Source organism: Mycobacterium sp. NGS40 (assembly GCF_059812735.1).
The window spans coordinates 96,286-115,039 of sequence record NZ_JCALDG010000018.1 but is presented as its reverse complement, the minus strand read 5'-3'; the positions used below and the strand labels follow the sequence as shown (position 1 = coordinate 115,039).

General features: G+C 68.1%; 18 protein-coding genes. 9 read left to right on the top strand and 9 right to left on the bottom strand.

Annotated features, from left to right (window positions below; translation table 11 throughout):
* Positions 1–9: 9 nt before the first annotated feature.
* Complete coding sequence (locus AC5Y5O_RS24285; protein ID WP_096286412.1) at positions 10–708, bottom strand: hypothetical protein; 699 nt, start codon at positions 706–708, stop codon at positions 10–12.
* Between the two features lie 138 nt (positions 709–846).
* Between AC5Y5O_RS24285 and AC5Y5O_RS24280 the strand changes: the two genes are divergently transcribed.
* Both AC5Y5O_RS24280 and AC5Y5O_RS24275 read left to right on the top strand, forming a co-directional pair.
* On the top strand, positions 847–1,215 hold the full coding sequence (locus AC5Y5O_RS24280) for an OB-fold nucleic acid binding domain-containing protein (RefSeq protein ID WP_036468284.1): 369 nt from the start codon (positions 847–849) through the stop codon (positions 1,213–1,215).
* On the top strand, positions 1,212–1,886 hold the full coding sequence (locus AC5Y5O_RS24275) for a DUF3159 domain-containing protein (protein WP_243393842.1): 675 nt from the start codon (positions 1,212–1,214) through the stop codon (positions 1,884–1,886). The genes AC5Y5O_RS24280 and AC5Y5O_RS24275 overlap by 4 nt, the downstream gene beginning before the upstream one ends.
* On the opposite strand, the gene AC5Y5O_RS24270 is transcribed toward AC5Y5O_RS24275, so the two are convergent.
* Positions 1,883–2,560 carry a potassium channel family protein gene (locus tag AC5Y5O_RS24270; RefSeq protein ID WP_096286414.1) on the bottom strand — a complete coding sequence of 226 codons (678 nt, stop codon included), beginning with the start codon at positions 2,558–2,560 and terminating at the stop codon, positions 1,883–1,885. The genes AC5Y5O_RS24275 and AC5Y5O_RS24270 overlap by 4 nt on opposite strands.
* Before the next feature lie 38 nt (positions 2,561–2,598).
* Complete coding sequence (locus AC5Y5O_RS24265; RefSeq protein WP_500027779.1) at positions 2,599–3,282, bottom strand: potassium channel family protein; 684 nt, start codon at positions 3,280–3,282, stop codon at positions 2,599–2,601.
* A 122-nt stretch (positions 3,283–3,404) separates the two neighbouring features.
* Here AC5Y5O_RS24265 and AC5Y5O_RS24260 point away from each other — a divergent pair, with 122 nt between their 5' ends.
* From AC5Y5O_RS24260 to AC5Y5O_RS24240, 5 genes are all read left to right on the top strand, one after another.
* On the top strand, positions 3,405–5,399 hold the full coding sequence (locus AC5Y5O_RS24260; RefSeq protein ID WP_096291015.1) for an APC family permease: 1,995 nt from the start codon (positions 3,405–3,407) through the stop codon (positions 5,397–5,399).
* Positions 5,400–5,439: 40 nt separating this feature from the next.
* Complete coding sequence (locus AC5Y5O_RS24255; RefSeq protein WP_096291016.1) at positions 5,440–6,636, top strand: class I SAM-dependent RNA methyltransferase; 1,197 nt, start codon at positions 5,440–5,442, stop codon at positions 6,634–6,636.
* 292 nt (positions 6,637–6,928) lie between these two features.
* The gene (locus tag AC5Y5O_RS24250; protein ID WP_096286418.1) at positions 6,929–8,392 is read left to right on the top strand and encodes a cation:proton antiporter domain-containing protein; all 1,464 of its coding nucleotides are present in this window, start codon (positions 6,929–6,931) and stop codon (positions 8,390–8,392) included.
* Positions 8,393–8,429: 37 nt separating this feature from the next.
* Positions 8,430–10,343 carry a 1-deoxy-D-xylulose-5-phosphate synthase gene (gene dxs, locus AC5Y5O_RS24245; RefSeq protein ID WP_096286420.1) on the top strand — a complete coding sequence of 638 codons (1,914 nt, stop codon included), beginning with the start codon at positions 8,430–8,432 and terminating at the stop codon, positions 10,341–10,343.
* Positions 10,344–10,453: 110 nt separating this feature from the next.
* Positions 10,454–10,801 (top strand): YbaB/EbfC family nucleoid-associated protein, encoded by a 348-nt coding sequence (locus AC5Y5O_RS24240; protein ID WP_096286422.1) that lies wholly within the window; start codon positions 10,454–10,456, stop codon positions 10,799–10,801.
* 79 nt (positions 10,802–10,880) lie between these two features.
* Here AC5Y5O_RS24240 and AC5Y5O_RS24235 read toward each other — a convergent pair whose 3' ends face one another.
* The 6 genes from AC5Y5O_RS24235 to AC5Y5O_RS24210 form a co-directional block, all read right to left on the bottom strand.
* Positions 10,881–11,471 (bottom strand): DUF2694 domain-containing protein, encoded by a 591-nt coding sequence (locus AC5Y5O_RS24235; protein WP_500027774.1) that lies wholly within the window; start codon positions 11,469–11,471, stop codon positions 10,881–10,883.
* A 61-nt stretch (positions 11,472–11,532) separates the two neighbouring features.
* Positions 11,533–11,850, bottom strand: a complete 318-nt coding sequence (locus AC5Y5O_RS24230) for an ESX-1 secretion-associated protein (RefSeq protein ID WP_500027771.1) — start codon at positions 11,848–11,850, stop codon at positions 11,533–11,535.
* 17 nt (positions 11,851–11,867) lie between these two features.
* Complete coding sequence (locus AC5Y5O_RS24225; RefSeq protein WP_500027769.1) at positions 11,868–13,112, bottom strand: EspA/EspE family type VII secretion system effector; 1,245 nt, start codon at positions 13,110–13,112, stop codon at positions 11,868–11,870.
* 233 nt (positions 13,113–13,345) lie between these two features.
* On the bottom strand, positions 13,346–14,641 hold the full coding sequence (locus tag AC5Y5O_RS24220) for an HRDC domain-containing protein (protein WP_096286430.1): 1,296 nt from the start codon (positions 14,639–14,641) through the stop codon (positions 13,346–13,348).
* A 1-nt stretch (position 14,642) separates the two neighbouring features.
* Entirely contained in the window at positions 14,643–15,302 is a 660-nt protein-coding gene (locus AC5Y5O_RS24215) for a DUF3000 domain-containing protein (protein ID WP_165796341.1), read from the bottom strand.
* 131 nt (positions 15,303–15,433) lie between these two features.
* Positions 15,434–16,228, bottom strand: coding sequence for an enoyl-CoA hydratase/isomerase family protein (locus AC5Y5O_RS24210; protein ID WP_096291018.1), 795 nt, complete (start codon positions 16,226–16,228; stop codon positions 15,434–15,436).
* A 99-nt stretch (positions 16,229–16,327) separates the two neighbouring features.
* Here AC5Y5O_RS24210 and hemE point away from each other — a divergent pair, with 99 nt between their 5' ends.
* Positions 16,328–17,377 (top strand): uroporphyrinogen decarboxylase, encoded by a 1,050-nt coding sequence (gene hemE / locus AC5Y5O_RS24205; protein ID WP_096286432.1) that lies wholly within the window; start codon positions 16,328–16,330, stop codon positions 17,375–17,377.
* Entirely contained in the window at positions 17,374–18,750 is a 1,377-nt protein-coding gene (locus AC5Y5O_RS24200; RefSeq protein WP_096286434.1) for a protoporphyrinogen oxidase, read from the top strand. The genes hemE and AC5Y5O_RS24200 overlap by 4 nt, the downstream gene beginning before the upstream one ends.
* Positions 18,751–18,754 lie beyond the last annotated feature (4 nt).

Genomic DNA, 18,754 nt, shown 5'->3' with positions numbered 1-18,754 from the left:
GCCCGACCCTTACGCGTCGGCCAGCGCCGCCAAGCAGGCCGCCCCGAGCGCGGCGCTGTCCGCGCCGATCTGATCGAGGGTCACCGTCCGCAACGCGGCGTGGGGCGCGGCGGCGGCCCAGTCGGCACCGGCCTGCAGCGGATGAATCGGATCGTCGACCGCGGCCGCCACGCCGAGCGGCGCCGCGAGCGTGTTGAGTTCGTCACAGCTGGGCGCGACGTAGGCGGCCGCTTCGTCCATGGCGTCGGGCAGCAGTGGCCACTGGGCAAGCCAGGACCGGGTCAGTTCATCGGCCAGCCAGGCCGGGCTCGACGCTCGCATCTGTGCGGTGGCCGCGACCAGACCCTCGGTGCGTAGCTGGAACGCCGAATACCGCGCGGCGAGCGCGGCCGGCGCCGACCCCGGTGGTCCCGACCAGGCGGGCAGCGCGGCCAGCACGGCGACCGTTTGGCCTGGGTGTGCCAGTGCCCAGGCGGCCGCTACGGCAGCACCGATCGAGATTCCGCCGACGGCGATCGGGCCCTCGCGCGCGGCCTCGTCCAAGGCGGACAGGTAGCCGTCGACCAAACTTTCCGGCCGCGGCGGCGGGCAAACGAGCCGCGCGCCGGCATTGCGCAGCGGTCCGGAAAAAGCCCGATTGACGTAGACGTCGTCGGATCCGGTTCCGGGCAATAGCACCGCCGTCACACCGCGCAGATCGACACCCACGCCCCGATACTGCCCGGCGCGGCGAACGTTCCAAAATCACAGTTTGATTCGGTTGGCGCAGGGGAACCAACAGGTCTACGGTGTCCGTTGGCATAGATGAAAGCACCGCAGCTTTTTCTCCAATTGTCAGGAGTGGCCATGGGGGCCCAGGGTTATTTGCGCCGCCTCACCCGTCGGTTGACGGAGGACCCGGAGCAACGCGATTCCGAGGAATTGTCCGACGAAGTCGCGAGCACTGGCGCACAGCGCGCGATCGATTGCGAGCGTGGCCAAGAGGTCACCATGGTGGGCACGCTGCGCAGCGTGGAATGTAACGGCAAGGGCTGCGCCGGCGGTGTGAAGGCCGAACTGTTCGACGGCAGCGACACTGTGACCCTGGTCTGGTTGGGCCAGCGCCGGATCCCCGGCATCGACTCTGGACGCACTTTGCGGGTGAGCGGCCGGATGGGCAAGCTGGAGAACGGAACCAAGGCCATCTACAACCCGCATTACGAAATTCAGCGTTGACTCTGCCCGGCAACACGTCTAACCGCATCAACCCAGAACGCCTGCTGAGCCAGCTGGGCGGGGTGAGCGGTCTCATCTACTCGTCGCTGCCCGTCGTCACCTTCGTGGCGGCGTCCAGCCTGCTCGGCCTGGTGCCCGCGATCGGGGCCGCGATGGGGCTGGCCGCACTCGTCCTGGTGTGGCGGCTGATTCGGCGCGAATCCACGCAGCCGGCGTTCTCCGGATTCTTCGGGGTCGCGGTCTGCGCGCTGATCGCCTACATCGTCGGGGCTTCCAAGGGGTACTTCCTGCTCGGCATCTGGGTCTCGCTGGTGTGGGCCGTGGTCTTCGCGGTGTCCGTCGTGATCCGCCGGCCGCTGGTCGGCTACGCCTGGAGCTGGGCTACCGGGCGGGACCGCGCGTGGCGCGACGTGTCGCGGGCCGTCTACGCGTTCGACATCGCCACGCTGTGCTGGACGCTGGTCTTCGCCGCGCGGTTCGTGGTGCAGCGACTGCTCTACGACGCCGACCAGACCGGCTGGCTGGCAGCCGCGCGCATCGGGATGGGCTGGCCGCTGACCGCGGCCGCCGCGCTGGTCACCTATGGGGCGATCAGGGCGGCGCAGCGCGCGATGGGCGGCGCCGGCGATGCGGTCGATCCGCAGATCGAACCCGAGACCGTCGTCGACTAGGTGGCGGGCGGCGCCACCGCCGGCAGCACCAGCTTGCGCAGATCCTCTTCGACCTCGGTGACCGCGACGAAGAGCAACTCGTCGCCGCCTTCCAGCGGCTCGTCGGCTTCCGGGACGATCACGCGCGGCCCGCGCAGGATGGTCACCAGGGCGGCATCGCGGGGCAGCTCGAGCCGGCGAACCGGCTTGCCGCCCCAGGGCGTGTCGTCGGGCAGCGTGATCTCGACCAGGTTGGCCTGACCCCGCCGGAATTCCATCAGGCGCACCAAATCGCCCACGGCGACGGCTTCTTCGATCAGCGACGCCAGCATGCGCGGAGTGGACACCGCCACGTCGACACCCCAGGCGTCGGTGAACAGCCACTCGTTGCGCGGATCGTTGACCCTGGCCACCACCCGGGGCACCGCGAACTCGGTCTTGGCCAGCAGGGACAGCACGACGTTGGCTTTGTCGTCCCCGGTCGCGGCGACCACCACGTCGAAATCCTCGAGGTGGACCGATTCCAGCAGGCTCAGTTCGCAGGCGTCGCCGAGTCGCCAGTGCGCGGCCGGGATCGCGTCGACGTCGACGTGGTCGGGGTTGCGTTCGATCAGGGTGATGTCGTGGTTGTTCTCGAGCAGTTCGCGGGCGACCGAGCGGCCGACCGCTCCCGCCCCGGCGATAGCTACCTTCATGTGCGGCGCTCCTTAAGTCGCGGTCCGGCGGCTCGGGTTCAATGTCCCGTCCCCGAATCGATGTCGTCGGCGGGAGGCAGGGCGGCGATGGCTACCGCCTCGGCCGCGCGGCCGGAGATCGCGGCGATGTAGACCTGATCGCCGGCCTGGATGACCGTCTTGGGCTCGGGCAGGATGCCGGTGCCGAACCGGATCAGAAACGCCACGCGCGCACCGGTGGCCTGCTCGAGATCGGTGGCGCGGCGGCCCGCCCAGTCCTCGTGCAGGACGACCTCGGCGACCGCGACCGTACCGGTGGGGTCGCGCCACTTGGCGGTCTCGGTGTCGCGGGTCAGCAGGCCGAGCAGCCGGTCGGTGGTCCACGGCACGGTGGCGATCGTGGGAATGCCGAGGCGTTCGTAGACCTCGGCGCGCTTGGCGTCGTAGATCCGGGCCACCACCCGGTTAACGCCGAACGTCTCGCGGGCCAACCGGGCCGAAATGATGTTGGAGTTGTCTCCGGAGGACACCGCGGCGAACGCGTCGGTCTCCTCGATGCCGGCCTTCAGCAGCACGTCCCGGTCGAAGCCCTGGCCCAGCACCCGCTCGCCGGCGAATTCCGGGCTCAGCCGGTTGAATGCCGTGCTGTCGCGGTCGATCACGGCGACGTCGTGGCCAATTCGGGACAGTCCGTCGGCCAGCGAAGAGCCCACCCGGCCACAGCCCATTACAATCACCCGCACGTCAGGTCCTCTCGGCTGGGTCGTGTTCCATCGGCAAACTTGTGGCCAGCCGATTTCCGTCGGGAATATTCTCGCCCACGGAACGCTACCGGCATGGCCTGTTGCGCTTACTCTTGGCTCTCGTGTCCAAACTTTCAACCGCAGCGCGCCGGTTGCTCATCGGGCGACCGCAACGCAGCGACCGGCTGAGCCACACCCTGCTGCCCAAACGCATCGCCTTGCCGGTGTTCGCCTCCGACGCACTGTCGTCGGTGGCGTACGCGCCCGAGGAAGTCTTCTTGATGCTCTCGGTGGCCGGAGCGGCCGCCTACGCGCTGACGCCGTGGATCGGGCTTGCGGTGGCCGCGGTCATGTTGGTGGTGGTGGCCAGCTACCGGCAGAACGTGCACGCCTACCCCTCCGGTGGCGGTGACTACGAAGTGGTCACCACCAACCTGGGCGAGACCGCGGGCCTCGTGGTGGCCAGTGCGCTGATGGTGGATTATGTTCTCACCGTTGCTGTTTCGACATCATCCGCGATGGCGAACATCGGTTCGGCGGTCCCGCTCGTGGCGCAGAACAAGGTGTGGTTCTGTGTGGCCGCCATCCTGTTCGTGATGGCGCTGAATCTGCGCGGGATCCGCGAGTCCGGGGTGGCTTTCGCGATCCCGACGTATGCGTTCATCGTCGGGGTCGTCGTGATGATCGGCTGGGGGCTGATCCGGATTTTCGTGCTGGGCAATCCGCTGCGAGCCGAATCCGCGGCTTTTCAGATGCATGCCGAGCACGGCCAGATCGTCGGCTTCGCGTTCGCCTTCCTGCTGGCCCGCTCGTTCTCGTCCGGCTGCGCGGCGCTGACCGGTGTCGAGGCGATCAGCAACGGCGTCCCGGCGTTCCAGAAACCCAAGTCCCGCAACGCCGCAACGACGCTGCTGATGCTCGGCGTGATCGCGGTGACGCTGCTGATGGGCATCATCGTGCTGGCCCAGCAGATCCATGTGCAGCTGGTCGACGACCCGGCCACTCAGCTGACGGGTGCGCCGGCCGGCTACATGCAGAAGACACTGGTCACCCAGCTGGCCGAGACGGTGTTCGGCAGCTTCCGAATCGGGTTTCTGCTCATCGCCACCGTGACGGCCCTGATCTTGGTGCTGGCGGCCAACACCGCGTTCAACGGCTTCCCGGTGCTCGGCTCGGTGCTCGCACAGCACAGCTATCTGCCGCGCCAGTTGCACACCCGCGGTGACCGCCTGGCCTTCTCGAACGGGATCCTGTTTCTGTCGGCGGCGGCGCTGGCATTCGTCATCGCGTTCCGCGGTGAGGTCACCGCGCTGATCCAGCTCTACATCGTCGGCGTGTTCATATCGTTCACGCTGAGCCAAATCGGCATGGTCCGGCACTGGACTCGCCTGTTGCGCACCGAGACCGACCCGAAGATGCGGGCCAAGATGAAGCGCTCGCGGGTGATCAACACGGTCGGTCTGCTGTCCACCGGCGCGGTTCTGCTGGTGGTGCTGGTCACCAAATTCTTTGCCGGAGCCTGGATCGCGATCGTCGCGATGGGCGCGCTGTTCGTCATCATGAAGATGATCCGCAGGCACTACGCCACCGTCTCCCGGGAATTGGAGGAGCAGGCGGCCGCCCAGCACGACGTGGTGCTGCCCAGCCGCAACCACGCCCTGGTACTGGTCTCGAAGCTGCATCTACCGACCCTGCGCGCGCTGGCCTACGCGCGCGCGACCCGTCCCGATGTGCTCGAGGCCGTCACGGTCAGCGTGGACGACGTGGAAACCCGTGAGCTGGTGCATGATTGGGAACACAGCGAGATCAGCGTGCCGCTGAAGGTCATCGCCTCTCCCTACCGCGACATCACCCGTCCGGTGCTCGACTACGTCAAGCGAGTCAGCAAGGACTCGCCGCGCACCGTGGTGACGGTGTTCATTCCGGAATACGTCGTCGGCCACTGGTGGGAGCAGGTGCTGCACAACCAAAGCGCGCTGCGACTCAAGGGCCGGCTGCTGTTCATGCCCAACGTGATGGTGACTTCGGTTCCCTGGCAATTGAATTCGTCGGAGCGACTCAAGACCCTGCAGCCGCACGCCGCTCCCGGTGACGCCCGCCGCGGGATCTTCGACTAACCGGCTCGACGAGGACAACATCGTGAGTGCCGACTCCTCGCTGTCGCCCGGGGAGCTGACGCTGGTGGCCGGTGCTGCCGCCAACGGCGGTAGCTGCGTGGCACACCACGAGGGCCGGGTGGTGTTCGTCCGCTACGCCCTGCCCGGCGAGCGGGTGCGGGTGCGGGTCACCGCGGACCGGGGATCCTATTGGCACGCAGAGGTTGTCGAAGTGCTCGACGCGTCGGCGGACCGGACCGATTCGTTGTGCCCGATCGCGGGTGTCGAGGGAGCCGGGTGTTGCGATCTGGCATTTGCCGCCCCGGAAGCGGTCCGGACGCTCAAGGGTCAGGTCGTGGCCAATCAGCTGGAACGGCTGGGCGGGCATCACTGGAGCGGTGAGGCACAACCACTTTCGGATCGCGGCCCCACCGGCTGGCGCACCCGGGTGCGTCTCGAGGTCGGCGCCGACGCCCGCCCCGGGTTTCACCGCTACCACAGCGACGAGCTGGTGACCGACCTGCGGTGTGCGCAATTGCCGCCGGGCATGCTGGACGGACTGGCCCAGGCGTGTTCTCCGGCCGACCTGTCTGCGAGCGCACAGCTGCACGTCGCCGTCGATGACGACGGACGTCGCCATGTGGTGCGCACCCTGCGTCAGGGCGGGCGAACGGCGACCAACGTGGTGCAGGGCAACTACGAGGCAACCCAACGCGTCGGGCGGCGCAGCTGGGAGGTGCCGGTGACCGCGTTCTGGCAGGCGCATCGGGATGCGGCGCGGGTGTACAGCGCTCTGATCACCGACTGGGCGCAACCCGGGGCCGGCATGCGCGTGTGGGACCTCTACGGCGGCGTCGGCGTTTTCGCCGCTGCCCTGGGCGACGCGGTGGGGGAGTCGGGGCGGGTGCTCTGTGTCGACACCTCGCGTGCGTCGACGCGGGCCGCGCGGGCCGCCCTGGCTGATCTTCCTCAGGTGGACATCGTCACCGATTCGGTGCGTCGCGCGGTGTCGGCGCAGAAAGCCGGCGCCGACATCGCGGTGCTGGACCCGCCGCGGTCGGGTGCCGGGCGTGACGTCATCGACCTCCTCGCCGCCGCCGGCGTTCCGCGGGTAGTGCACATCGGTTGCGAGGCAGCGTCTTTCGCTCGCGACATCGGCCTGTACCTCCGGCATGGTTACGCCGTCGGGCAGATCACGGTGTTCGACGCGTTCCCGCTGACTCATCACACCGAATGCATCGCGCTGCTCACCCGCTAACGTACGCTCGCCGAGTCTGCGGTCAGGGCGTGATCTGGGGTGCAGGGTGCGCCCTCTGGGCAGCCTCGGCGCCACCATCGCAGGCTCGAACCAACTTTGACTATGCTTCCGGTCACGCGCGTCGATCGCGCCACCGGCAGGTGATTTGTCGCACGGCGGGCTAGACTCCGTCGCGGGTGTGCCGGGAAGTCTGGTCGGCGATTTCGTTGTCGATCGATCGAGAGGCTCGTGTGGCTGCCGCCGAACAACGCCCCGCGACCGTCCGGCTCATGCGCACCCACCGGTCGGCGACGTGAACGAGACGCTCCGGTACGCATTGCTGGTCTTGTTCGCCAGTGCCGTCGGTCTGAGCGCGGTGTTGGCGAATCGCCTGACCGAGCGCGTCAAAATCCCGGTGCCCCTGCTGGTTCTGGTCGGAGCCGCGGTCGCCGCGCATACCGTGCCGGCGGTGCAGTCACCTTCGGAGCCGACCGTCGAGCGGGTGATCACCATCGCGCTGGTGCTGGTGTTGTTCGACGGCGGCATGCACATCGGGCCTGCGCGCTTCCGCGCGGCCGCCGCCCCGGTCCTGTCGGTCGGCGTCATCGGCACCGCGCTCACCGCCGCCGGCGCCGCGGTGATCCTGCATTACCTGAGCGGAATCGATTGGTTCCCTGCGGTGCTCGTGGCCACCGCCGTGGCTCCCACCGACCCGGCCGTGGTCTTCTCGGTGCTGGGCAAACGTGAGATCGCCGGTCGCAGCAGCACCATCCTGGAAGGCGAGTCCGGCGCCAACGACCCGGTCGGAATCGCGTTGATGACCAGCCTGATCGCCGCCGGCGGCCTGACGGCGGCCGGATTCGCCAGGGTGGGAACCGAATTCGCGCTGCAGATGGCGATCGGCCTGGCCGTCGGGGTCATCGGCGGCCGCGCTCTGCTCGTGTTCATGCGCCGCGTGGCACTGCCGAGCGAAAGCCTCTACTCGCTGCGGACGCTGGCATCCAGCCTGATGCTGTACGGCATCGCGACGCTGGCGCACGGCTCGGGATTTCTGGCGGTGTTCGTCGCGGGCATCGTGATCGGCGACGCGCGCGCGCCCTACAAGCCGGATATCAAGCGATTCCACGCCGCGTTGGCGGGTCTGGCCGAAATCGTCGCGTTCGCCGTTCTGGGGTTGACCGTCGATCTCAACGTCCTTGCCCACCCCGACGTATGGATTCCCGGGCTCGTCCTCGGCGTGGCCCTGACGGTGGTGATTCGGCCGTTGGCGGTGGGCTCCTGTCTGCTTCCGGTCCGACTGCAGCGAAACGAACGCCTCTTCATCCTCTTCGCCGGCCTCAAGGGTGCAGTGCCGATCCTGCTGGGCGAGTTCCTGCGGGCCGCGCACGTCGCCGATGCGGAACGTCTGTACGGGATCGTGGTCGTCGTCGTGATCTTCTCGGTGCTGGTGCAGGGCAGCTCGGTGCCCGGTGTCGCCCAGCTGCTGCGGCTGCCCATGCGTACCGTCGAGACGCAGCCGTGGGAGATCGGTATCCGGCTGCAGGACGAACCCGAGGGGATCCATCGCCTGCGGGTTGCCCCGGGGTCAGCCGCCCAGGGCTGCACGATCGAGGGTCTCGGCGACCGTGCCGGGGACATCTGGGTGAGCATGGTGGTGCGCGCCACCGGCCTGGTGCCGGTGCGGGGCGACACCGAACTGGAGGCCGGTGACGAGGTCGTCGTCCTGGCCGATCCCGAACTGCACGACAGCCTGGCCGAACTGTTCGGCACCTCGTAGCGAGCTACATTCGGCGTCGGCTGCGTAGACTGACGTGATGTTGGAACAGATCCGCGGCCCGGCCGATCTGCAGCACCTTTCCCAACAGCAGCTCCGTGATCTGGCCCAGGAGATCCGCGAGTTCCTGATCCACAAGGTGGCTGCCACCGGGGGACACCTCGGGCCGAACCTCGGCGTCGTCGAGCTGACGCTGGCGCTGCACCGGGTGTTCGACTCGCCGCACGATCCGATCATCTTCGACACCGGTCACCAGGCCTACGTGCACAAGATGCTGACCGGACGCGCGCAGGACTTCGAGACGCTGCGCAAAAAGGGCGGCCTGTCGGGGTATCCGTCGCGCGCCGAGAGCGAGCACGACTGGGTGGAGTCCAGCCACGCCAGTGCCGCCCTGTCCTACGCCGACGGCCTGGCCAAGGCGTTCGAGCTGACCGGACACCGCAATCGGCATGTGGTCGCCGTCGTCGGGGATGGCGCGCTGACCGGCGGCATGTGCTGGGAGGCGCTGAACAACATCGCGGCCTCAGGCCGTCCCGTGGTCATCGTCGTCAACGACAACGGCCGCAGCTACGCACCCACGATCGGCGGTGTCGCCGACCACCTGGCCATGCTGCGGTTGCAGCCGGCCTACGAGCAGGTGCTGGAAAAGGGTCGTGACGTGGTGCGCGCGGTGCCGCTGATCGGCGAGATCTGCTACCACTTCATGCACAGCGTCAAGGCGGGCGTCAAGGACTCGTTGGCGCCGCAGCTGCTGTTCACCGACCTCGGGCTGAAGTATGTCGGCCCGGTCGACGGTCACGACGAACGCGCCGTGGAGGCCGCGCTGCGCCGGGCCCGCGGATTCGGCGCCCCGGTGATCGTCCACGTCGCCACCCGCAAGGGCATGGGATACGCCCCGGCCGAGGCCGACGAGGCCGAACAGATGCACTCCACCGCGCCGATCGACCCGGCTACCGGCCAGGCCACCAAGATCCCGGGCCCGGGCTGGACCGCGACCTTCTCCGACGCGCTGATCGAATATGCCCGAAAGCGCCGCGACATCGTGGCGATCACGGCGGCGATGCCGGGCCCCACCGGGCTCTCGGCGTTCGGGCAACGATTCCCGGACCGGCTGTTCGACGTCGGCATCGCCGAACAGCACGCGCTGACGTCGGCCGCCGGGTTGGCGATGGGTGGGATGCACCCGGTGGTGGCCATCTACTCGACGTTCCTCAACCGGGCGTTCGACCAGATCATGATGGACGTGGCGCTGCACAAACTGCCCGTCACCATCGTGCTCGACCGTGCCGGCGTCACCGGTTCCGACGGCGCCAGCCACAACGGCATGTGGGACCTGTCGATGCTGAACATCGTGCCCGGCATGCGGGTGGCCGCCCCGCGCGACGGCACCCGGCTGCGCGAAGAACTCGGCGAGGCGCTGCAGGTCGACGACGGACCCACGGCGCTGCGGTTCCCCAAAGGTGATGTGGGCGAAGACATTCCGGCGCTGGAACAACGGTCGGGAGTGGATGTGCTGGCGGTGCCCGCCGACGGGCTCAACCACGATGTGCTGTTGGTGGCGGTCGGCGCGTTCGCCCCGATGGCGCTCGAGGTGGCAAAGCGGCTGCACAACCAGGGGATCGGTGTGACCGTGATCGACCCGCGGTGGGTGCTGCCGGTCTCCGACGGTGTACTCGAATTGGCGGTCCAGCACAAGCTGCTCGTCACGTGCGAGGACAACGGCGTCAATGGTGGTGTGGGGTCGGCGGTTTCGGCCGCGCTGCGCCGAGCCGACATCGACGTGCCGTGCCGCGACGTCGGCCTGGATCAGAGGTTCTACGAGCACGCCTCACGCGGTGAGGTGCTCGCCGACCTCGGACTGACCGACCAGGATGTGGCCCGCCGGATCACCGGTTGGGTTGCCGCCCTGGTCAGTAGCGAATCGGAAGCGGAGATTCGCGAGCACCTGGACTAGAACTGGTGCGATGAGGGCCCTGGTCAAAGCAATACAATGGAAATTGTGGACCAAGGACACAATCGGTGCTGGCCCACGCGACGGCCGCCCCGACGAGAAGGACCTGGTCAATGAGCACAGATCGCCACCCACAGCTGGCCCAGGCGCTGGAGTACGGACAACAATTGCAGTCGGCCCTCGAGGACGAGCTGTACCGCACGCACACCGAGACGTTCACGGCCACCGACGAGACTAAGACCGTCGAAGTAACGGTGAACGGGCGCCGCAACGTCACTGACCTCCGTATCGAAGATGGCCTGCTGCGCCTGGGTGCCGAAACGGTCGAGCGGCGCGTCAACGAGGCCTTGCGCAACGCGGCGGCCGTCGTGAAGGTGGCCAACGAAGCCCAGCAGCAACGGCTGGTCGAGTCTCTGGCCGGCATTGCCGGGTCGATGACGGACACATTGGGCTTGACCTAACGGCGCCTGACGGCGCTTAACGGTGCTTAGCGGCGCTTAACGGTGAAAGCCCAGTCGGCGTCGTCGCCGTGGTGGGCGATCAGCCATTGTTGTAGCGGGTCGCGAACATTCGGGCCTGTGTCTGCGCGGCGCGCTGCGGCGATGCCAATTCCATTCCCTTCTCCAGCAGGTCGCTGAGCGCATCGGGATCGCCCGCGCCCAGCTCGCACATGGTCTCGAACAGGAACTCATGCTGGGCGGCTTGCCCCTTTTGGGCAGCCAGGTGCGCCATGACGAGGATCTCCTCGGCCAGCTGCGATTCAGTAAGGCGCGTCACGTCTGCGGACAGGTCCACCCGATCGATCGCACCGTCCCCGAGTGCCGAAACCGACACCGTCCCAGGAGGATTGGTCACGGTGAATAGCGCAACGACATCTTCGGTTTCCTCGGGAGCGTGTGTCACCGCATCGATGGCATCCAGCACTGTCGCGGTCTCCTCGGGCGCGGCCGGTGCATATACGGGTGAGATGTCGACGGCTTCGCCGGCCGGGCTTTCCCCGTCGTCTGCGGTGGCGGAGAAGTCAAGGGCGGCCGACGCATCGGTGCTGTTGCCGGCGGGTTCACCGGTGGCGGAGAAGTCCATCACGGCAAAGAGGTCGTCGTCGCCGTCTTTGCTCGGATCCTGGGGCATGGCTTCCTACTCTCGAAAGTTGCGAATGTCGGTGGAATGGCTGCCTTTTCGCGGTGCCAGCTCAGCCGGGGCGCAGCTGTGTGTCGAGATCTTGAGCGGCCTTGTGGTCGGTGCCCTCGTACGCTTTGGCGGCCGCACGCAGTTTCGTGGCGAGGTCGTCGGCAACCTTGATCATCAGACGAATTGCCTCGGCGCGGCGAGCCTCGACCTCGACCACCGCATCGTTGCCGGGTCCGCAGGCCACACCATGGCTGACCCACGCGTTGACACCGACTCCCTCGACCGCCGTCGCCGATTTCTTGAAATCCTCGGTGGTTCGCTGATGCGCCGCCGCGAGTACGTCGACGAGATATTTTGATGTGACGCTCAGATTTGTCATCGGGTTCTCCTCGATGTCTAGTTCGCCGTCAACGGACCGTGCGCCTGCTCGGTTCCAGGTGCCGTGAGTTCGACGGGCGGACGTTCGGTCGCCTCGGCTCCCGCGGCCGCACCCGCGACTTCGATGTCCTCACTCACGGTGGCTTCCTCGGGGGCGCCGCTCGCGGGTGCGCTCTGATCGCCGGCGGCCGGGGCCGCCTTGCTCCGCTGCGCGGCAGTGACCGGCGGCGGGGTGACGGCGCTCGGCAGGGGCGGGGTTTGCTGCCCCGGCAGGTCTTCGGCTTGGGTGGGTTGCTGGCTCAGCGGGCTCAGGCTGGGCATGGCGCTCACCGGTGGGGCCGGCATCTGGGTCTGCTGCCGTCGGTTGGGAAGGATCGTCGATTTGCTCGCCGCGGCGTCGCCCGCCGACGTGAACGGGTCGGGCACGACCGTCGCACCGGTCCGGCTGGAGAAATCGGCGACTTTCGAGCCTTTCGCGAGCGCCGTGCGGGCGGTCGGCGCAATGTGAGAAGCGGACAGGTAACTGTTCATCTCGGCGATGATCTTCTCGTATTCTTCGACCACTTCTTTTAGCTTCGGCTTGGTCTCGGTGCCCGAGTAAAATTCCATGTAACCGATGGCACTGACCGTTGCTGCGATCGCGGCCAGGGTGACCACTTTCTGAAACACCAACGACGAGGCTTCGCTGCCATACGCTTTGATCATTAAGGCAACGAATATGCACCCGGTAAGTCCGTCCTTGATTCCAGCGACCGCACGGCGTATTTCAGTGAGCTGAGCGACTTCAGCGGCAAGTGCATCCATCATCGCCTGATCCTGGGTTTGGGTCAGGGAAACGCGATCCAGTTGGGCTTGGTTCTGCTTGGCATACTCTTCCGACGCGGTGGACTCCCACCTGCTGTCGGGGATGGCCAACTGCAAGTCTCGCTTGGGCGAGTCGAGTTTTGAACGGGCGTTGTCGAATTCAACTCCCTTGGTTGCGTCACCAAGGCCGAGGCAGTATTCGAAGACCGTAATGGCGACGATTCCCCATTCGATGATCGGCACCTCCGCCGCCCAGGGATTGGTTCGCTCCTGAAGGCCGCGTTCTATTTCAGCCTTAATTCTTCGCTCGGCGATGCTCTTGACGATAATTTTGGTCGTTTCCATGCCGAATGCGCCGGCGCCTATGCCCGTCGCAATCCAATCCTTCGCGGCAATATTCCTGCCTATGCCGGCGAGACTACCCACGAGGCCGCCAATTTCTGATGCTGCTACGGCCATTTCAATGTGCCCTTCTCTGGGTGGCAACTCGCTTCTTATCGCAAGCTTAACGGCACTCGGAACGTGCCGGATGCACCAATTTTCCGACGATCAGGAATTTCTACAGTTATTTTTCAGGTTTACTCAGTTTGGTTTAAGGTTCGCGCCACTTATTGCACCGCGCATAACGCAGCGACGTAGAAATCGACGAGCCGCTACCGGAGTTGGCGTCTGACGACAGGCGGGCCATTCGCCTACTGTGCCGAGCCGTCTTCGGTTTTGGGTGGCGGCTGCAGCGCGCTCGCCAGCACCGGATCGACGAGCTCGCGTTGCCAGGCCCGCGCGTGGCCGGCGCACAAGAATCCTTCGACCGCCTCGACCGGGTCCGGTGCTTCGGCCCAGTCCCAGCACAATCGCCGCACCAGGTCGGGCGAAACCAGGTTCTCGGTCGGAACCCCCACCCGCTCAGACAGTTTCGACAACCCGGCCCGGGCGGCCTCCAGCCGGGCGGCCGCCTCCGGTTTGCGCCTGCTCCACCGCGCCGGCGGCGGGGGACCGTTCGGCGGCTCGGTGTCTTCGGGCGGGTCCTGACTCCTGCGCGCCGCCTCCAGCGCGCCCAACCACGTCGCCGCGCTGCGCCGCTGGTTGCGCCCGCCGAACACCGGCAACGCGACCAGGTCTTCGACCGTCTTCGGATTGGCGAGCGCGGCCTCGATGATGGCCGAGTCCGGCAGGATGCGCCGCGGTGCGATGTCGCGGCGCGCGGCGATGTTGTCGCGGGTGGTCCACAGCTCACGCACCGCCGCCAAACCGCGGCGATCGCGCACCCGGTGGATGCCCGACGTGCGTCGCCAGCGGTCGCGCCGCGGCGTGGCCTCCCTGCTGCCCGCGCTGCGCAGGTAGTCGAATTCCTGCGCGGCCCAATCGGTTTTGCCCTGGTTAGCCAGCTCCGCAGCGATCGCGGCGCGCAGTTCGACGAGCAGTTCGACGTCGAGGGCCGCGTAGTTGAGCCACTCCGTGGGCAGCGGCCGCTTGGACCAGTCGGCCGCGCCGTGACCCTTGACCAGACCCCGGCCCAGCAGCCGCTCGGTCATCGCCGCCAGGTTCACCCGCTCGAATCCGGCCAGGCGACCGGCGAGCTCGGTGTCGTACAGCGCCGGCGGGTGCATGCCGACCTCGGCCAGACACGGCAGATCCTGGTCGGCCGCGTGCAGGATCCATTCGTCGGTGCTGAGCACCTCCGCGACGGGCCGCAGCGCCGTCAGCGGATCGTCGCCGTGGCTGACCGGGTCGATCAGCACGGTTCCGGCGCCGGCCCGCCGGATCTGGATCAGGTAGGCGCGGTTGGAGTAGCGGAAGCCCGACGCCCGCTCGGCGTCCACCGCGAACGGCCCGTGGCCGCTGTCCAGGAAGCTTGCGGCGTCCGAGATCTGGCTGCGTGTCACCGACAGGTCGGGTATGCCCTCGGCCGGGTGCAGAAGCGGGGCGGGTCCGGGCGCGCTGCTGTCGGGCACGGTGCCGTCGGGCTCAGGGTCCCCCGGCTCAGACATGTCAGGCGCGTGACCGCGAGCTCAAGTCGGTGACCCCGGCCGGCGGCAGGCCCGCGGCGTGCTCCAGCACCTCGCAAAACGCCTCGACATGCGCGCCGACGGCGGGGGTGGTCGCGGTCCAGGAGGCCCGCAGCTCGAGCTGGTGGGCCCGCGGCGGGCCGGAGATGTCGCCGTAGCGCACCGACGTGGTGGCGGTGACGGTGCCGCCCAGGGCGGTGACCTGGTCCGTCCGGGATTCCAGCGCGTCGACCAGCCAACTCCACGCGACCTCGGGCAGCAGGGGATCGACGGCCTCACTGGAGTCCAGGTCCGCCTGAATGTAGGCGACCAGGCGGGTGGTGCCGTCCCAGGCGTCGGCGCCGTCCGGGTCGTAGAGCAGGATCAGCCGGCCGAATGCATCGCCCTCCGACCGTTCGGGGACGATCTCGAGGTCGGGGTGCTTCACCTCGGCCCCCAGCGCGTAGCTGAAGGGCGCCAGGCGCTGCGGCGGCCGGATCGGGCCCAGCTCGATCTCCGGCCGGGCGTTGACGGCGTTCATGGCCGCCACCGCCTCACGGAACGGGCCTGGTTCGACTGAGGTCACTGGCGCTACTCCTCTCCCCCGCAAGCGGGTGGTGCCCCCGTGTCGCTCCTGCTCCGCATCGTCGTATGCGCGGGTCACAGCGTCCGACGCTAGACCCATCGCCAGACCCGCCGCGACAGGCGCGCCGATTTCCAAACCCGTCGCGACCAAGCTGTTACCAGGTTGTGTCACGTCGTCGTCATTCGGTGTTTAGCCTGCTCAGGGGCTATTCAGCCGTGGAACCGGGCCGGGCGCTTCTCGCGATGCGCCGCCAGCCCTTCCTGCACGTCGGGGCCGCTGAAACTCAAGAATTCCAGGCCGAGCGACGTCTCGAAGGCGGGCGCGAACATGCGATACCAGTAGTTGAGGCTGTGTTTGGTCCACCGGATCGCGTTTTGGGCCCCCTGCGCCAGATCATGGGCGATGCCGGTCGCTTTCGCGAGCACGTCGTCGTCGTCGACACAGATGGATACCAGGCCGATCCGTTCGGCCTCCTCGCCCAGCAGGGTGTCGCAGGTGAGCAGGTAGTACTTGGCCTTGGCCATGCCGACCAGCAGCGGCCAGCAGATCGCCGCGTGGTCGCCCGCGGCCACCCCGAGCTTGGTGTGCCCGTCGATGATCTTGGCGGTCCGCCCGGCCACCGAGATGTCCGAGAGCAGCGCGACGACCAGGCCGGCGCCGACGGCGGGTCCCCGGATCGCCGAGACCATCGGCTTGTCGAAGTTGATGATGTTGAGCACCAGATCGCGGGCCTCGCGCATGATGCGAAGCCTTCCCTCGTAGTCGCCGATGGTTTCGCTGATCAGGTCGAAACTGCCGCCGGACGAAAACGCCTTGCCCTCACCACGGATCAGGACGGCCCGCACGTCGGGGTCGCGATTGATGGCCGGCCAGACGTCGGCGAGGTCGCGGTGCATCTGCGGCCCCACCGAGTTCAGCCCGGGGGCGTCGAGAACCACGGTGAGGACGCCGTTCTCGCCGCGTTCGAAGCGCAGGCTGGGGAATTCGTCGTAGTTGACGGAGATCGGTGCGACTGACACCGGGTTGATGTTACGCAGCGTGGCCAGGTGCTCCAGGGGCCGCCGCCGGGCCCCCGGACCAGCACCGTGGCAGCATTGAGACCGATGAGTACGCGTCGCGACCTTCCCGAGTCGCCTTACCTGGCGGCCGTGACCGGCCGCAAACCCGGCCGGGTGCCGGTGTGGTTCATGCGGCAGGCCGGGCGTTCGCTGCCCGAATACCGCGCGCTGCGTCAGCACCACAGCATGCTGGCGGCGTGTTTGCAGCCCGAGGTGGTCTGCGAGATCACCCTGCAACCGATCCGCCGCCATGACGTCGACGCCGCGATCTTGTTCTCCGACATCGTGGTTCCGCTGCGCGCCGCGGGCATCGAGTTGGACATCGTCGCAGACGTCGGGCCGGTGATCGCACACCCGATCCGCACCGACGCCGACATCGAGGCGATGAAACCGCTTGAGCCGCAAGCGATTCAGCCGGTCTGCCAGGCGGTTTCGCTGCTGGTCGACGCGCTGGGCGCGGTGCCGCTGATCGGTTTCGCCGGTGCGCCGTTCACGCTGGCGTCCTATTTGGTCGAAGGCGGGCCGAGCCGCAACCATGCCCGCACCAAGGCGCTGATGCTGGCCGAGCCGGCCAGCTGGCACGCGCTGATGTCCAAGCTCACCGACCTCACGGTGGAATTCCTGCGCGGCCAGATCGGCGCCGGGGTGGACGCCATCCAGCTGTTCGACTCGTGGGCGGGAACGTTGTCGCTGGCCGACTACCGCCAGTACGTGCTGCCGCACAGCAGCCGGGTGTTCGCGACCCTGGCCGAATACCGCGTGCCGATGACGCATTTCGGGGTCGGGACGGCAGAACTGCTAGGCGCGATGGGCGAAGCGGGCCCGACGGTCGTCGGTGTCGATTGGCGCACCTCGCTCACCGACGCCGCCGCCCGGGTGCGGCCGGGCACGGTGTTGCAGGGCAACCTCGATCCGGTGGTGTTGCTGGCGGGCTGGCCGGTGGTGGAACGCGCGGCGCGCGCAGTCGTCGACGATGGCCGTCGTGCGGTCGACGCCGGGGCCGGTGGCCACGTCTTCAATCTCGGTCACGGAGTGCTGCCCGAGACCGACCCGGGCGTGCTGACCGATCTGGTGTCACTGGTCCACTCGCTATGACCCAGCGGTCGTATTGTGTTGTTGGCGGCGGAATTTCCGGCCTGACCGCGGCCTACCGGCTGCGGATGGCGGCGGGAGACGACGCGGACATCACGCTGTTCGATCCGGGCGATCGGCTCGGTGGGATCCTGCGCACCGAGCAGCTCGGCGGGCGACCGATGGACCTGGGTGCCGAGGCGTTCGTGCTGCGCCGGCCCGAAATGCCGGCACTGCTGGCCGAGCTGGGCCTGTCTGATTGTCAGATCGGCACCACCGGTGCCCGGCCGTTGATCTACAGCCAGCGACAGCTGCACCCGTTGCCGGTGGGCACGGTCGTCGGCATTCCCTCCTCGGCCGCGTCGGTGGCCGGACTGGTCGACCACGCCACCGTCGCGCGCATCGACGCCGAGCCGGGCCGGCCGCTGGATTGGCAGCCCGGAAGCGACCCCGCCGCAGCGGAATTGGTCGGCGACCGATTCGGCGAGCAGACCGTGGCGCGGTCCGTCGACCCGCTGCTGAGCGGGGTGTACGCCGGCTCGGCGGCCACGATCGGGCTGCGCGCCGCCGCCCCCAGCGTGGCGGCGGCATTGGACCGCGGCGCCACCAGCTTGACCGAGGCGGTACGGCAGGGGTTGCCGCCGGCCACGGGCGCGCCGGTGTTCGGCGCGCTGGCCGGCGGCTATCAGGTGCTGCTCGACGAGCTGGTCGCCCGTGCCCGGCCGCGGTGGGTTCGCGCCGCGGTGGACCGGCTCGAGCGTGGTGGACAGGGCTGGACGCTGCGCGACGACACCGGAACCGCCTGGACTGCCGACGCGGTGATCCTGGCGATTCCCGCGCCGCGGCTGGCGCGCCTGATCGACGGTGTGGCACCGCAGACGCTCGCCGCCGCGCGCCGCATCACCAGCGCGTCGGCGGTGGTGGTCGCGCTCGCCGTGCCCGCAGACACGGCCTTCCCGGAGTGCTCGGGTGTGCTGGCCGCCAGCGGTGAGCAGTTGCGGGCCAAGGCGATCACCCTGTCGTCGCGCAAATGGGGTATCCCGGGTGACCTGCAATTCCTGCGGATGTCGTTCGGGCGATTCGGCGACCAGCTGGCCGCCACCGCCTCCGACGAGGAGCTGCGGGCCTGGGCGGTCGACGACCTTTTCACCGTGTTCGGGCTGGCCGTCGAACCGGTGGAGGCGCGGGTGCAGCGGTGGATCGAGGCGATGCCGCAGTACGGGCCGGGTCACGCCGAGGTGGTCGCGCGGCTGCGAGCCGGGCTGCCGGAGACGTTGGCCGTGGCGGGCAGCTATCTCGACGGGATCGGTGTGCCGGCGTGTATCGGTGCGGCCGGCAAGGCCGTCGAGCGTGTGATCAGGGCCACCGAGCCCTCGAACCCGGAAGTGGCACGATAGGTCT